Annotated in this window: 14 protein-coding genes and 1 pseudogene; 8 read left to right on the top strand and 7 right to left on the bottom strand. The window is 61.5% G+C overall.

What is annotated here, in order from left to right:
• The first annotated feature begins 3 nt into the window (after positions 1 to 3).
• Positions 4 to 519 (top strand): ankyrin repeat domain-containing protein, encoded by a 516-nt coding sequence (locus G3580_RS07950; RefSeq protein ID WP_173764748.1) that lies wholly within the window; start codon positions 4 to 6, stop codon positions 517 to 519.
• Positions 520 to 610: 91 nt separating this feature from the next.
• Here the strand turns inward: G3580_RS07950 and G3580_RS07945 are convergent, their stop codons facing one another.
• Both G3580_RS07945 and G3580_RS07940 read right to left on the bottom strand, forming a co-directional pair.
• Positions 611 to 1,579: an IS110 family RNA-guided transposase gene (locus G3580_RS07945; protein ID WP_173764747.1), complete on the bottom strand. Its 969-nt coding sequence runs from the start codon at positions 1,577 to 1,579 to the stop codon at positions 611 to 613.
• 348 nt (positions 1,580 to 1,927) lie between these two features.
• Complete coding sequence (locus G3580_RS07940) at positions 1,928 to 2,275, bottom strand: hypothetical protein (RefSeq protein WP_173764746.1); 348 nt, start codon at positions 2,273 to 2,275, stop codon at positions 1,928 to 1,930.
• Between G3580_RS07940 and G3580_RS07935 the strand changes: the two are divergent.
• Positions 2,232 to 2,591 (top strand): annotated as a pseudogene (locus G3580_RS07935) (glycine dehydrogenase (aminomethyl-transferring)); the annotation flags it as partial. The gene G3580_RS07940 and the pseudogene G3580_RS07935 overlap by 44 nt on opposite strands.
• Before the next feature lie 142 nt (positions 2,592 to 2,733).
• On the opposite strand, the gene G3580_RS07930 reads toward G3580_RS07935, so the two are convergent.
• Positions 2,734 to 3,378: a hypothetical protein gene (locus tag G3580_RS07930; protein WP_173764745.1), complete on the bottom strand. Its 645-nt coding sequence runs from the start codon at positions 3,376 to 3,378 to the stop codon at positions 2,734 to 2,736.
• A complete protein-coding gene (locus G3580_RS07925) occupies positions 3,371 to 4,384 on the bottom strand; it encodes a hypothetical protein (protein WP_173764744.1) in 1,014 nt (337 codons plus the stop codon). Before G3580_RS07925 ends, G3580_RS07930 begins: the two co-directional genes overlap by 8 nt.
• Before the next feature lie 355 nt (positions 4,385 to 4,739).
• Between G3580_RS07925 and G3580_RS07920 the strand changes: the two genes are divergently transcribed.
• From G3580_RS07920 to G3580_RS07895, 6 genes are all read left to right on the top strand, one after another.
• A complete protein-coding gene (locus G3580_RS07920; RefSeq protein ID WP_173764743.1) occupies positions 4,740 to 6,611 on the top strand; it encodes a 3'-5' exonuclease in 1,872 nt (623 codons plus the stop codon).
• Positions 6,612 to 6,788: 177 nt separating this feature from the next.
• Positions 6,789 to 7,271 (top strand): PliI family lysozyme inhibitor of I-type lysozyme, encoded by a 483-nt coding sequence (locus tag G3580_RS07915; protein ID WP_173764742.1) that lies wholly within the window; start codon positions 6,789 to 6,791, stop codon positions 7,269 to 7,271.
• 102 nt (positions 7,272 to 7,373) lie between these two features.
• Entirely contained in the window at positions 7,374 to 8,237 is an 864-nt protein-coding gene (locus G3580_RS07910; RefSeq protein WP_173764741.1) for a toll/interleukin-1 receptor domain-containing protein, read from the top strand.
• Positions 8,238 to 8,399: 162 nt separating this feature from the next.
• On the top strand, positions 8,400 to 8,885 hold the full coding sequence (locus G3580_RS07905; RefSeq protein ID WP_173764740.1) for a VOC family protein: 486 nt from the start codon (positions 8,400 to 8,402) through the stop codon (positions 8,883 to 8,885).
• Positions 8,886 to 9,004: 119 nt separating this feature from the next.
• On the top strand, positions 9,005 to 9,727 hold the full coding sequence (locus G3580_RS07900) for an FprA family A-type flavoprotein (protein WP_173764739.1): 723 nt from the start codon (positions 9,005 to 9,007) through the stop codon (positions 9,725 to 9,727).
• A 403-nt stretch (positions 9,728 to 10,130) separates the two neighbouring features.
• On the top strand, positions 10,131 to 10,760 hold the full coding sequence (locus G3580_RS07895) for a PEP-CTERM sorting domain-containing protein (RefSeq protein ID WP_217424630.1): 630 nt from the start codon (positions 10,131 to 10,133) through the stop codon (positions 10,758 to 10,760).
• A gap of 173 nt (positions 10,761 to 10,933) precedes the next feature.
• Here the strand turns inward: G3580_RS07895 and G3580_RS07890 are convergent, their stop codons facing one another.
• The 3 genes from G3580_RS07890 to G3580_RS07885 all read right to left on the bottom strand — a co-directional run bounded on the left by G3580_RS07890 (position 10,934) and on the right by G3580_RS07885 (position 14,087).
• Positions 10,934 to 12,043: a cytochrome-c peroxidase gene (locus tag G3580_RS07890; protein ID WP_228720806.1), complete on the bottom strand. Its 1,110-nt coding sequence runs from the start codon at positions 12,041 to 12,043 to the stop codon at positions 10,934 to 10,936.
• A 299-nt stretch (positions 12,044 to 12,342) separates the two neighbouring features.
• The gene (locus G3580_RS20260; RefSeq protein WP_267313328.1) at positions 12,343 to 12,474 is read right to left on the bottom strand and encodes a hypothetical protein; all 132 of its coding nucleotides are present in this window, start codon (positions 12,472 to 12,474) and stop codon (positions 12,343 to 12,345) included.
• A 122-nt stretch (positions 12,475 to 12,596) separates the two neighbouring features.
• Entirely contained in the window at positions 12,597 to 14,087 is a 1,491-nt protein-coding gene (locus G3580_RS07885) for a carboxypeptidase M32 (RefSeq protein ID WP_173764737.1), read from the bottom strand.
• Positions 14,088 to 14,132 lie beyond the last annotated feature (45 nt).

The following is a 14,132-nucleotide window of genomic DNA, read 5'->3' as shown; positions in this document are numbered from 1 at the left end:
CTCATGAAACGCTTCCTTCTCTGGGGCATCGGCCTGATCCTTCTGGCGGTCGGCGCCATCGCATTCGAACTGGTCAGGGAGACACGCCAACACGACCCCGGACACCTGATGGCCTGCATGGAAGTCGAGAAGCCCCTGATGTCGTGGGTGTGCGAGCAGGTGTTCTTTCACGGCGGATTCTCCGAACAGGATATTGCCGACCTCAACCAAACCGCGGGCACCCGAATGGTCGCCGTGTTCAGTGATCCGGCCAAAGCCGACGCCGCGCTGGTGCAACTCCTCCGTGAAGGGGTTGATATCAACGCCACGGACATCCGCGTACAGCACATGACGGCGCTTCATGCCGCAGCGCTCGACGGCGACGTCCCACAGATTCGCCGCCTGCTCGCCCATGGCGCCAAGCGCGACATCCGCGACGACAGTGGGCGCACCGCTGCCGACTATGCGCGCGAACTCCAAGCAAAGCAGCCGGAACAGACGCATTGGAAGGCGATTGCGGACATGCTCGCGAAAGGGTAGTCGGCAAAACGTAGCATGAAGAATCAAGAAAACCGCCCCGATTCCGGGGCGGTTCCTATTTGGAGATGCCACGTAGATACTGTTATCCGCGTCAAGTCTCGTGAAGCGTCGGGTCGAACGGCTTGCCCGACTTGAGCACACCATAGGCCACCTGAAGCAGTTTTCGCATCATCGCCCCGATGATCAGCTTCGGATGCTTCCCGCGCCGCACGAGGCGTTGGCGGAATCGGCCACCCCATGTCGTTTTGTACGCGGCCACAACCGCTGGCATGTATAAGGCCTTGCGGATGAACGCATGGCCGACCTTGGACAGATGCGAACGTCCTCTGACGCTCGAACCGGATTCGTGCTGGCGCGGATTGAGCCCGGCAAATGCAACGGCCTGGCGCGCATTGCCAAAGCGCGCCGGATCGGCATAGAAAGCCAGCAAGACCGCGACCGTGCGCTCGCCCACACCGGGAATGGATTCGAGCAACTGTCGTTTGTCATGCATGTCCGGATCATTGTCGATGTGATCGTTGATCTGGCGCACCAACTGGGTAATCTGTTCATCAAGCCAGGCCAGATGCGCTTCGATGCCCTCGCGCACGGCATCGCGGGCGACCAGCAAACGGTTGCTCTCCTGCCGATGCATGTTCTGCAACGCCTCCAGGCGCAGCACCATGGCGCGAAGCGCCTGCTCTTGGGCACTCGGTGCTTGCCAGGGTGGCGGGCAACGCTCGGCGCAGAACTGGGCGATCAACGAAGCATCGACCTTGTCGGTCTTGGTGCGCACCAATCTCGATGCACCGAACGCCTTGATCTGGGCTGGATTGATGACGCTGACAGTCGTGTGCTCGCGACCAGACAAGTACTCTGCCGAAGCTTCCCAGTAGATGCCGGTCGCTTCCATGCATACGTGCACTTGGCCAACGCCGCGCTGGGCGAGCCACTCGTCCAGCCGCTTGAAGCCCTCTGGCGCGTTGCTCACCACCTTGTGGCGCAGCTTGCCATCGGGCAGCTGTAATGCGCAGTCGAGCTTGTCCTTGGAAACATCGATACCCAACACAAAAGAACTCATCCCGATTCCTCCCGTGATCTACCTTGTTCATCCGGGCTGCCGGCCATGCCGGGCCAAAGATACTGTCCGATCTATTGGTGAGGGTGAGCGGCTGGTGCATGGATCTACGCGGCGGGCTCGCGGCCCAAGGGCGGAATCGGCATCCAGCCGCTCGGCTCGGGGGATCCCCCGAGCCGATCTGAGAACTGCCAAAGCAGAAGATATGGCAATCTCAGATCTGAGGAAAACAATACAAGGGCGTCAATAAGCGAAGCGCATTGCGCCGCATGTGTTCGTACGAGCTTTGCGGGGGGATACATTTGCGAGCAACATCGGTCGGTCTCAAACCATCCGGCGGATTACGCTTCGCTAATCCGCCCTACGCGTGCTGGCTTCATAAAACGCCACGAAGAAAAAGATCAAAGCAATACCCAAAAGCGCAGAGGCAGATGCCCCAGGACCAAATATTTCCCGAAGCTTCCAAAGTAAACCACTAAAAAAACCGCCACTCTTGGACGCATATGTCGCAACAAAAAAATCGTAGGCCGCCATGGCTGCGAAGCCAAAACCTAACGCCAACATAATCTTTATAGAATCCTTCACTCGCGCACCGTAGTCTTTAACCGCAAAAAACGAAAACAGAGCCAACCCAGCAAGGCCGAGATTCTCCCATTGGCATACCCTCACCATGAGCTTCCCGGTGGCCGGCACCATCATGATCGAGCCCACCGAGAGTGAGCCGCGCGGCGAGCTGGACCGCTTCATCGAAGCCCTCATCAGCATCCGCCAGGAAATCGCCAGAATCGAAGCCGGCGACTGGGACGCCGAGAACAACCCCCTCAAGCACGCCCCGCACAGCCAGGCCGACATCATCGGCGACTGGGACCGCCCCTACACCCGCCAGGAAGGCGTCTTCCCCCTGCCCTGGGTGGCGGACAACAAGTTCTGGCCGAGCGTGAATCGGATTGATGACGTGTATGGGGACCGGAATCTGTTCTGTGCTTGTGTGCCGATGGAGGCTTATGAGGACTGATTGGTTTCCTATGCTCTAATAAAAAACGCCCCGAATTTCGGGGCGTTTTTTGTTGTGCATTAACAAAATCAAAGGAACGATGAACTTGAAAAAATAGGAAACGCATAGCCAATTTATACCGAAAAAATCCGAATCCAACACCCTACTTTCCACCAACTTCAGAGTCATCGCGATCGCCCCAGACCACGGCAACTAGTAGAGTTTGGTAAACAGAGAAAACGAAATGACCCGTAAGGACAATTAGGTAAAAAAACCACCACGTAAAAAACAAAAGCGAACCGTACGCAATATACTTTTTTAGATTAGCTTCAGCGCATCCAGATTGACTTAAAAGCAAGTCCATCGCGTCATTCTCACCACCAACAAGAAAAACAACTGCGCAAAGAAACACAAAACAAATAAAGTGAAAGAAAACATGCATGAACGTCAAAAAAACCCAGCGCAACTGGGAAAAGCCGGTCTCTGCATCTCGAGAACACAAAAGAGACCTGAAAAGCTCTGGCTTTGTAGCAGTTGCAAAGATAGCAAAACCTGCTACTAAGAAACCCAACATTGAAGTTGCAAACCCAAAGCCAATACTGGAAAGCCCTCTAAACTTTTCGGCAACAGTCCACGCAGGGGGACTAAAAATCCAGAAATAGGCGAAAAGAACAATGCAAACCAGCATTGACGGAACCAAACTTTTCCACGGAAATCCAGCTTTCCAGGTAGCAAGATAAGCCGACAGAAAACTTCTATCCTGAAGCAACTCTTCTTCGTCTTCTTTAGATATAGGCGATTTACCCACGGCGCTTCTCTATCTCCTTTCTGATGGCGTCCGCTTTTTTTGCTCCATCGCCAATCATGAAGCCCAATCGAAGGATTCCGGTTGCAAGCGCTGAAAAGACGTGCTGAACTGCAATCGCAGCCATCTGATTCGGATTTCCAGAAATATCCAATTCGGAGGAATATGCCATCTCTTCATTAGACCCCGTCATGACCGCACCGGTGCTCGAAGTACCTTTAACTTGAGCACCAACATTCCCCTCGCCAACAACCCCCTCCATTTGTTTTGCAAGCGCCGCTTTGTCTTTTGGTTTTTTTTCGATCAATTCAATCGACTCCGAATTCGTTCCTTTCTTTGCTGCACGCAAACCTTGAACAAGCTTCTTTGAATCTAGCGTGTGGTTAGTTTCTTCGATGGAATACTTTACCCATGAAATCTTTTCAAACTGCATCAAGAACTTTTTGATACTGGCCGCACTCGGGAGCGGCCTTAATTCAAGAGTTGGCATAGGTACAAGCTCTTTCCTCACAAATGAAACAGCTTCATTTTTCAATATCTTTTTGCCATTCTGGCGTTCAGACTTTTGATACTCGGATGCCAACTTCAACGTAAAATCTTTCCACGCATCGAGCACATGCCTATGGACGGTTGCCCGAAAACTCTGCAACGAAGGGGCTTTACTCGTCAGGGCCACATAAGCCAATGTATGGTTTGACAGAATCAACGAAAAATGTGCAGCGCTAGCGTCATCAATACTTGCGTCGTCTCGGCGGAGAAATTCTCCTTCTAAAACGTGAGTACGTGAAATTTTAGCATCTCTGACGAAGCGACCGAACAACACGGGCTCTTTCACACCATCAATCTCAACCAACTCAAGCCCAAGATCAAAGAAATGATAGGTCGTATCCCCATAAGTTCTCGGTGAAGAATTAAAGAATGCGGGATAAATTACCTCAAAAAAATGATCAAGCATGACCGCCTGGCCACCAAACTTACACACGAAATTTGCGACTTTAATATTTGCCATTTAATTCGACCAGTAATTTTTCTAAAACAAATTTCAGTCATCGTGACTTGGCTAAGAGAAGAGGCTTCGGGATCAGGTCTTGCAATCCAACATCTCTACACCCCCTGAAATGTCAAACCGGTAAAGACTCAGCACTGATGCCGCTACAACCCGTTACATCCCGATGCGTTGAGCCTGACTCTACACACACCACCGCACTCCGGCAAAGTGACTCACTTCACAGACACCACCCAATGGCGTATGTCATGAAGCCCCAACACACGGCGCTTTCCGCCACGCACGCTCAAGAACGTCATACCCGTTCCGTATACAATTCACCCCCTCCCTCGCCCACTTTGTAAGCGAAAACGTCCCCATGGCGATCCTCATTCCGTCCCTGAACCAGCAAACCCTGTCGCGCATGACCTCGGGCGAAAAGCGATTGGCCCGGACGCTGGAAAAGGTGCTGGAGGATGATTACCTGGTCTGGTACGACATTCCGGTGGGCAAGAAGCGGCGCTATCCGGACTTCATCATCCTGCATCCCATGCGCGGCATCCTGTGTCTGGAGGTGAAGGACTGGAAGCCGGAGACGCTCAAAAGCATCAACAAAACCGAAGCCACCTTGCACACCGAGCGTGGCCGGGTGATCGAGCCGCACCCGATGGAGCAGGCGCGGCATTACGCTTACCAGGTGGTCGCCCTGCTCACCCGCGATCCGCAATTGCGCCATTTGTCCGGGCCGCATGAGGGCAAGTTGGCGATGCCTTATGGCTGGGGCGTGGTGTTTGAAAACATCACTCGCCTGCAGATTGAAAAGGCCATGCCCGAAGAGGGCCGCGAGATTCTGCTGCCGGATCACCTGATGATTTACAAGGGTGAATTCGGCGAAACCGTGGATGCGGAAACCTTCCAGTCGCGCCTGTGGGGCATGTTCACCTACCAGTTCGGCAAACCCCTGAGCCTGCCGCAGATTGATCGCGTGCGCTGGCATCTGTTCCCCGAGGTGCGGATCGACGCGCCGGAGCAGGCCGCGCTGTTTGAAGACCCGCTGGAGGCGGCGGGCGAACTCGAGGAAACCCTGCCCGATGTGATCCGCATCATGGATATCCAGCAGGAGCAGCTGGCCCGCAGCCTGGGCGAAGGGCACCGGGTGATTCACGGGGTGGCCGGCTCGGGCAAGACGATGATTCTGGGTTACCGCTGCCTGTATCTGGCGCAGACGCTGCACAAGCCGATTCTGGTGCTGTGCTTCAACATCACCCTCGCCGCCCGGCTGCGCGCCTTCATCTCCGCCAAGGGCATTGGCGCGCAGGTGCAGGTGTATCACTTCCATGACTGGTGCAACCAGCAACTGAAGACTTACCAGATCGACCCGGTCAAGGGCGATGCGCCGCTGTTCGAGCGGCAGGTGGAAACGGTGATCGATGCGGTGGACCGGGGCCTGATCCCGCGGGGGCAATACGGCGCGCTGCTCATCGACGAAGGGCACGACATGGAAGCCGACTGGCTCAAGCTGGTGGTGCAAATGGTGGACCCGGAAAGCAATTCGCTCCTGCTGCTGTACGACGACGCGCAGTCCATCTACAAATCCAAGGCCGGGCTGGGCTTCGCCCTGTCGAGCGTGGGCATTCAGGCCCAGGGGCGCACCACGGTGCTGCGCCTCAATTACCGCAACACCCGCGAGATTCTGGCCTTTGCCTACGGCTTTGCCCGCCATTACCTCGACCCGCAGGCGGCGGACGAAGACCATATTCCGCTGGTGGAACCCGAAGCCGCCGGCATCCACGGCCCGAAGCCGCATGCCAAATTGCTCGATTCATTCACAGCCGAAATCGACTACGCCGTGGCCTGCATCCGCAAATGGCAGGCCCACGGCACGCCCCTGTCGGACATCGCGGTGCTCTATGCCAAGAAGGCGCAAGGCGCCGAGCTGAGCCGCCGCCTCAAACGCGAGGGCATCAGTCATCAGTGGCTGGGCTCGAAGGTGCACAAAATGGCCTACGACAGCGAGGCCGACAGCGTGGCGGTGATGACCATCCACAGCAGCAAGGGGCTGGAGTTCGAACGCGTGATCATGCTGGGCTTGGGCGCCATGAGCGTTGCCGCCGCCGAGCGCCAGAACTCCGCCCGCCTGCTCTACGTCGGCATGACGCGGGCGCGGCGGTATCTGGTGATGGCGGCGTCGGAGAAGAGCGAATTCACCGAGCGCATGGTGGAGGCGGAGACCGCGGTAGCCGCAAGCTGAGGCTGACTCGGGTTCGCAGGGCGCAGATGCGCTGCGCCATCCGGCGCGTCACCTCAAACCCTCGATCCCATCCGGCGGATGGCGCTGCGCTTATCCGCCCTACGGCCCTACGCCCCTGCAGCCGAATGTCACGCGATTCATGCTTGAATGGCGCATTGAACCAAGGAGCCGCATCCCATGCGCAAAGCCATCCTCGCCGCGTTGTGTTGTTCTGCCCTCGGCGCTTACGCTGCGGCGCCGGCAAGATTTGTGTCCCGGCACGTGCTCCCGAGTGGGGACACCGTCGTGGTCGCAGCGGGGGATTTCGAACCGCCTGAGGCGGGCAGCTACAGCGTTCGGCTCTACCAGCCCGCCAGGGCGCGGGGTGGGGCCCCGGTGTTCGCGTCCGGGCTCGTCCTGCCGCGCCATGGCAGTGTCGAGAAGGTGATGCTGGACGACGTCAATGCCGACGGCACGGTCGAGGTGGTCGTCGTCTTTCGCGGGGAGGATGGCAGCGAGCGCTTTTCGGCGCAGGTATTCGACGTCGTCGATGCGCAGGTGACGCCGGTGTTTGACCTGAGCGACCCCGTGTCGGAGGCGGACTTGATGACAAGGCTGCACGAACGGGCTGAACGCCATGAGGAACTCACGCGCCGGCAGGCCGCACGACTGAAGAAGTAGGCAAGCTCGCCAAGGCGGTCGGTGCGCGAGCGCGCAACCGGCAACCGGCCGCGGTTGCAAGATCGGATGCTCATGTATCGCCATGAATGGAAGACAAGTGGCATGACGCTCTCTGACATCTTCGTGTCCTATTCGCGCCGGGACGCCGAATTTGTCCGCCAACTGACGGAACGCCTGCAGAAGGCGGGACTCGACGTGTGGATCGACTGGGAGGACATTCCCTACTCGTCGAACTGGTGGGACGAGATTTCGCAGGCGGTCGAAGGGGCGTCGGCCTTCGTGTGCGTGCTGTCGGACGAATACTTCGCGTCGGAGACCTGCCGCGCCGAGCTCAAGCTGGCCGAGGAGGCCAACAAGCGCATCATCCCGGTGTGCTACAAGGATTTCGATCGCAAGCTGAATCACAGCAACGCGGTGGCGAAGACCAACTGGCTGATGTTCTCGGGCGGCGACCATTTCGACGCCTCGTTCGACGCGCTGATCGACACCCTGAATGCCGATCTGCCATGGCGCAAGTTTCATTCTCGCCTGCAGGTTCGCGCCTCTGAATGGGCGCACAAGCACAAGGACAGCAGCTACCACCTGTACGGGCAGGATCTGGACGAAGCCGTCCGCCATCTCGAGCAGAGCAAGGACAAATCACCACCGCCCACCACCTTGCAACTGAACTACATCGAGGCGTCGAAGGCCGGGGCGAAGGAGGTGGTGCGCAAGCAGTTGCGGGGCTTCTACTGGGCCGCGCTGGCCTATTCCATCGTGCAGGTGTTCGTGATCTATTTCTGGGATTTCGACAGCATGAGCGAGACCGCGATGATCAAGATGTCGTGGGTGTGGCTCCCCGGCCTGTCGTTTGCCCTCGGCGGCCTCACGGTCGGCCGTTACCGCATGCGCCCGGCTGTTGCCGTGATGGCGGTCTTCATGGCGCTGTTTGCGGTGTTCTATTCGGCGATCTGGCCCTTGCTCTGACGGCCGCCGCACGGGAATCCATCCACCGACACCCCGTAACGCATGCCGACACGACCCCATGGCGAGCGCACGGTGCGACGCCATGTTCTACGCTGATATCGAAGAGGCGCCGCCCCGTTGCCACTGCGCCCGACGCACACCGCCCCCCGACAGGAGCCCCCCATGCCCACGATCCATCAGAAGATCAAGACGTTCCTCTGGTTCAACGATCAGGCGGAGGAAGCCGCGCGTTTCTACACCTCCGTCTTCGACACCGGCCGCATCGTCAGGATTGCCCGCTACAACGGTGCCACGCCCGACAAGGAGGGGGCCGTGATGCTCGTGACCTTCGAACTGGCCGGGCAGACCTTCATTGCGCTCAACGGGGGCTTCGACATTCCCTTCGACGACGCCGTCTCGCTGCTGGTCGAATGCGACTCCCAGGCCGAGATCGACACGCTCTGGAGCCGACTCACCGACGGTGGCGAAGAGCGCCCCTGCGGCTGGCTCAGGGATCGCTTCGGGCTGTCGTGGCAAATCGCCCCGACGCGTCTGCTCGAGCTGGTGACCAACGACGACCCCGAAACGGCCGCCACCGCCATGCGCGCGATGTTCGACATGAAGAAGATCGTCATCGCAGACATCGAACGCGCGGTGAACGCGCAATAGGCACACGGCATGGACGGGCCCGCGGCGCCACCGCTCGCCCCCCCGGGCCGCCACGCTGGCGGGCGAATGCCTGGTCGCCCCGCTCGCCCCCGCACCCAGGCATCCTGCGAGAACCCACCATGACCGACTCGGACAACGGCACCCGCATCGACGAGATCGCCGAAGACATCTACCGCATCAGCACGCGCATTCCCCCCGACGCGATCCCCGGCGGCTTCACCTTCAACCAGTTCCTGGTGCGCGACGACGCACCGCTGCTGTTCCACACCGGCCCGCGCAAGCTGTTCGCCATGACGCAGGGGGCCATCGAACGCGTGCTGCCCGCCTCGACGCTGCGCTATGTCGCGTTTTCCCACTTCGAGCCCGACGAGTGCGGGGCGCTGAACGACTTCCTCGCCATCGCCCCCCAGGCGGAGCCCGTGTGCAGCCGCATTGGGGCGATGGTGTGCATGGGCGACTACGCCGACCGCCCGGCCCACGCGCTGGCCGACGGCGACATCCTCTCGCTCGGACACCATCGGCTGCAATGGTTCGACACCCCGCACCTGCCTCATGGCTGGGATTGCGGCTTTCTGTCCGACACCACCACGCACACCCTGTTCTGTGGCGACCTGTTCACCCAGTTCGGCGACGAGCCTCCGGTCATCACCCGCAGCGACATCCTCGAACCCAGCGAGGCGGCACGACAGCAACTGGACTACTACGCCCACGGCCCCCAGACACGCCCCCTGCTCGAACGCCTCGCCGCGACCGCCCCCACCACCCTCGCCTGCATGCACGGCGCGGCATGGACCGGCGACGGCGGGCAGCTGCTGCGCGCACTGGCCGATCGCGTCGGCTGAGCGCATCGGCACACGGCAAGACCCACTGCGCTGCTGAACCGATTGCGCCATCGGGATTCAAGCACGGCGACGTCGCAGACATCCGGCGGATGTCGCCGTGCCAATCCACCCCGCGGGGAGTTGTCGAGCCGAATTCGGCGCGGCCCTGTGAATCTCGTCCACGCAAGGTCTGTCCCCAGTTGAGCACCGCCCTTGAGCGTCGACGATTCTTACACCCAGGCTCAAGCCGGCAAACGCCACCCTTCCTCACGCACGGTGCATAGGCGTTTTGCATCATCCGGCAGCAATCTTGCTTGCCCGTAAAGGCCAAACAAACACCCGCGCATTTCGATTGCCTCGGGCAATGTCCCGACCCACGCGGACACACGCCCCTCAACCCCACTCGACGACGGAGACACCTGTCATGCCACTTCGCCACCTTGCCGCCGCCGCACTCATTGCCGCCGCCGCGCCCGCCCAGGCCACCCTCATCCAGTTCGACCTCGCCGGCACCATGGACAACGCCATCGCCGGCTCGTCCATCCTGGCCGGTCAGACCTTCCTGGCCAGCTTCGTCCTCGACACCCTCGCCCCGGTCTCCGCCAGCACCGCCACCGACGCCCGGCACGACGCGCCCTATTCGTCGGTGGATATCACCATCGGCGGCGTCGCGCCGGCGCCCGCCGCCGGCACCAGCAGCTTCGCCCGCGTCGCCAACCAGAACCAGCTCGACGTCGTCTTCAACTTCGACATCAACACCGCCCCGTTCTCCGGCGGCGCCGCCGGTGCCACCTTCGGCCGCTTCCAGATGCAGTACTTCACCGCCGGCCTGCTGGGCGCCACCGCCGATCTCACCACCCTCGACACCACCCTGCTCGCCTCGCTGACGCCGTTTCAACCCCAAGTGAGCGCCGGCACCAACAACGACGCCGCCATCACCCTGACCCGTGCGGACGTGACGGTACTTTCCCAACCGGTGCCCGAACCGGCCACGCTGGCACTGCTCGGGCTCGGGGTGTTCGGGCTCTGGGCGCAGCGCAGGCGCGTGGCGTAAGGGCACCGGGCGCCGGCTTCCCCCGGGCGCTGGATGCCGCCGCCTTCCACGCCGCCGCCATCGACAAGCAAAGCGCATGGCGCCGAACGGCGCACCCGTTCGGCACACCGGCGCGTTCGTCGCGCCGCAGGCACGAGTGCGGTTTGCGCTTCGCTCATCCGCCCGACGCGGCCCTACTCGACCAGATCCCCCGGCGTTGCCGGCAGGCGCGGCATCGTCTGCGCCGGGAATTCACCGTTGAGCGCATCGAGAAACGCCACGATGTCGGCCACGGTCGACGGGTCGAGATCGACGTTCAGTTGCGTTTTCGCCATCACCTTGACCGCATCATCCAGGCGCTTGACCGCACCATTGTGGAAGTACGGCGCGGTGTAGGCGAGATTGCGCAAGGTGGGCACACGCCACATGTGCTTGTCTTCCTCCTTGCCGGTCGACGCAAAACGGCCCGGGTCCTCATCGAGCTTGAAGCGCACCACATACGGATTGTCGGCAAAGGCGGGAAAGCGCATGAGGTTGGCCTGGCCCATCGGCCGCGTCGGCCCGTCGAAGGCGGCGCCAGCGTGGCATGCGGCACAGCCCGTTTCCGCAAAGGCGGTCATGCCGCGTCGTTGTTGAGGGCTCAGCGCGCGCTTGTCGCCCCGCACGTAGCGGTCGTACGGGCTGTTGGGCGTGATCAGCGTGCGCTCGTAGGCCGCAATCGCCTTGCCCATGTTCTCGACCGTGATGCTGTCGCCGACGCCGAACGCCTTTTCAAACAACGGCGCATACCCGGGAATGGCCTTGAGACGGCCCACCGCTGCGCCCAGATCGGCCATGCCCATTTCGACCGGATTGGTCACCGGCCCCACCGCCTGTGCTTCGAGCGTCGCGGCGCGACCATCCCAGAACTGGGCCGAGTGATAGGCCGCATTCCATACCGTTGGCGCGTTTCGCCCACCGGCCTGACCATGCACCCCGATGGAGACCGGGCGGTGATCGTCCCCGCCTTCCATCACGCTGTGACAGGACGCACAAGAAACGGTACCGGTCGACGACAGGCGCGGGTCGTGGAAAAGCGTTTTGCCCAGCTCGATCTTTGCTGGCGTTTGCGGATTGTCTGCCGGAATCGGCGGCTGCGCGGGCAGCGCCTGCCAGATCGAGCCAGCATGCGCCCCCGCACTTACGGTGGCTGCGAGGATGAGTGTGGTGAATCCAGAATGTCGCATTGCGGACTCCATTCGAAAGAAATGATCAGGAACAGCACAGGCCCGGGCTGCGGCGCGGACATGTCCGGCGCCGTCCAAAGCGGGCTTGCCGATCGATATTCGAATGGAATTCTTAAGGAACGCTTAAGCGCATTGGGTATGCAATATGCAGAAACAAACGCGCCGGGCCGGACGAGCGCAATCCTGAAGACGAATGTGCGAAGCAACAACGGTGCGCTTCAATCGCAACCCGTTGGCGGCACGGAGAACGACGCTTGAATCACGGCCCGGTTCTTCGGTGAAGTTGCAATACCTCACCTTCGGCCGGCCGGGCGCCGAACCGTGGCACAAAAGAAAAGGGCCGGCTTGGCCGGCCCTGTTGCCTGAAAATGCGGCACCTAGGATTTGGTGCCGGAAGGCGTGCTCATGCCACCCTTCTCGTCCTTCGCTTTATCTCCGGTACAGGCCGCAGCCGACAGGCTGCCAAAGGCGAAGAGCGCCGTGAGCAACGCGGCTAAGAGACGTTTCATGGCTTCTCCCGTAGAAAGGGAGATTTCAATCTAGGCCGGGCAAGAATCGGCAGCAAGTGGCGTCCGCCGGACGGCGGGATGGGGCACCCGAATCGGCTGCGTGGCACGTGTACCACGGTCGCTCACCCCAGATAGCGCGCCTCCAGATGCACCCGCAGATGGCGCCCGTCGAGCGCTTCGCCACTGGCGCGCCGGGCCAGCTCGTCGGTCTCCCAGCGGCTGGCCTGGGACCAGACGTGGGTGTGCAGCCAGTCGAACGCGGGGGCCATGTCGCCGGCGGCGATGCGCGCGTCCGCCTCGGGCAGTGCGCGGCGCAGGGCGGCGGCCCACTGGGCGGCGTACATGGCGCCGAGGGTGTAGCAGGGAAAGTACCCGAAGCTGCCCTTGCTCCAGTGCACGTCCTGCAGGCAGCCGTTGCGGTAGTCGCCGCGGGTGTCCACGCCGAGCAGCGCGGCCATTTTTTCGTCCCAGGCGGCGGGGATGTCGTCGGCGGCCATGTCGCCTTCGATGAGCGCGCGTTCGATCTCGTAGCGCAGGATGACATGCGCCGGATAGGTGACTTCGTCGGCGGCCACGCGGATCTTGCCCGGGGTGACGCGGGTGAACAGGCGATGCAGGTTGTCGGGTTCGAAGGCACGCTGGGGGCCGAGATGCGCGTTCAGCAGCGGCGAGATCCGCGCGGCCAGCGCGGGGGTGCGGGCCAGCTGCAGTTCGAAGAACAGGCTCTGGCTTTCATGGATGCCGAAGGAGCGCGGGCGGCCGATGGGGCGGCCGGCCCACTCGGCAGGCCGGTTCTGGTTGTAGCGCGCATGGCCGCATTCGTGGATGGTGGCCATGAGCGCCGGCAGGCAGTCGGCTTCGTCGTAGCGGGTGGTGAGGCGCACGTCCTCAGCCACCCCGCCGGTGAAGGGATGGGCGCTCACGTCGAGCCGCCCGGCGGCGCGGTCGAATCCGAACAGATCGAGCAGCGCGAGGCTGAGGGCATGCTGACGCTCGACCGGGAACGGGCCTTGCGGCGCGATGGGCGCCGCCTGCTGCTGGCGCGCGCAGACCCGGGCGATGAGGCCGGGCAGCCAGGCCTTGAGCTCGCCGAACAGGTGGTCGATGTGGGTGGCGCGCATGCCCGGCTCGTAGCGCTCGAGCAGTGCGTCGTAGGGGTCGAGGCCGGTGCGCTCGGCGAGCAGGCAGGCCTCGTCGCGCACCAGGCGCAGCAAGGGCCGGAAGTTGTCGAGGAAGCCGGCCCAGTCGTTGGCGGGGCGCTGGGTGCGCCAGGCGTGCTCGCAGCGGCTGGCGGCGAGCGAGCGGGCTTCGACCAGCTCGGCCGGCACCGCGTTGGCGTCGATCCAGTCGCGCCGCATCTCGCGCAGGTCGGCGCGCTCGACGGCGTCCAGAGGCTCCTGTTCGGCAGCCTCGAGCCATTCGACGAGGCGCGGGTCGGTACGCAGGCGGTGGATGTGCGCATGCAAGGTGCCCTCGGCCGCGGCGCGCGCCGCATGGCCTTTCGGCGGCATCATGGTGTGGCGATCCCAGCTGACGATCGCGGAAAGGTGCTCGTAGCGGTAGAGTTGCCGGTGCGCCTCGACGAGCGCGGTGTAGGCGGTTTTGTCTGACATGATGATGGGACCGGTAATGGCGCGGAACGATCCTGCCAGATCGCA

It is taken from the genome of Nitrogeniibacter mangrovi, from assembly GCF_010983895.1.
Lineage (GTDB): Bacteria > Pseudomonadota > Gammaproteobacteria > Burkholderiales > Rhodocyclaceae > Nitrogeniibacter > Nitrogeniibacter mangrovi.
The sequence above is the reverse complement of the archived record's forward strand: the minus strand, read 5'-3'. Positions and strand labels throughout refer to the sequence as shown.

What these genes read in the sequence shown, in the direction of transcription:
- G3580_RS07950 (WP_173764748.1), top strand. Translation starts at nt 4, where the DNA reads ATGAAACGCTTCCTTCTCTGGGGCATCGGCCTGATCCTTCTGGCGGTC.
- G3580_RS07925 (WP_173764744.1), bottom strand. Translation starts at nt 4,384, where the DNA reads ATGGCAAATATTAAAGTCGCAAATTTCGTGTGTAAGTTTGGTGGCCAG.
- G3580_RS07910 (WP_173764741.1), top strand. Translation starts at nt 7,374, where the DNA reads ATGACGCTCTCTGACATCTTCGTGTCCTATTCGCGCCGGGACGCCGAA.
- G3580_RS07885 (WP_173764737.1), bottom strand. Translation starts at nt 14,087, where the DNA reads ATGTCAGACAAAACCGCCTACACCGCGCTCGTCGAGGCGCACCGGCAA.
- G3580_RS07940 (WP_173764746.1), bottom strand. Translation starts at nt 2,275, where the DNA reads ATGATGGTGCCGGCCACCGGGAAGCTCATGGTGAGGGTATGCCAATGG.
- G3580_RS07905 (WP_173764740.1), top strand. Translation starts at nt 8,400, where the DNA reads ATGCCCACGATCCATCAGAAGATCAAGACGTTCCTCTGGTTCAACGAT.
- G3580_RS07895 (WP_217424630.1), top strand. Translation starts at nt 10,131, where the DNA reads ATGCCACTTCGCCACCTTGCCGCCGCCGCACTCATTGCCGCCGCCGCG.
- G3580_RS07945 (WP_173764747.1), bottom strand. Translation starts at nt 1,579, where the DNA reads ATGAGTTCTTTTGTGTTGGGTATCGATGTTTCCAAGGACAAGCTCGAC.
- G3580_RS07920 (WP_173764743.1), top strand. Translation starts at nt 4,740, where the DNA reads ATGGCGATCCTCATTCCGTCCCTGAACCAGCAAACCCTGTCGCGCATG.
- G3580_RS07900 (WP_173764739.1), top strand. Translation starts at nt 9,005, where the DNA reads ATGACCGACTCGGACAACGGCACCCGCATCGACGAGATCGCCGAAGAC.
- G3580_RS20260 (WP_267313328.1), bottom strand. Translation starts at nt 12,474, where the DNA reads ATGAAACGTCTCTTAGCCGCGTTGCTCACGGCGCTCTTCGCCTTTGGC.
- G3580_RS07915 (WP_173764742.1), top strand. Translation starts at nt 6,789, where the DNA reads ATGCGCAAAGCCATCCTCGCCGCGTTGTGTTGTTCTGCCCTCGGCGCT.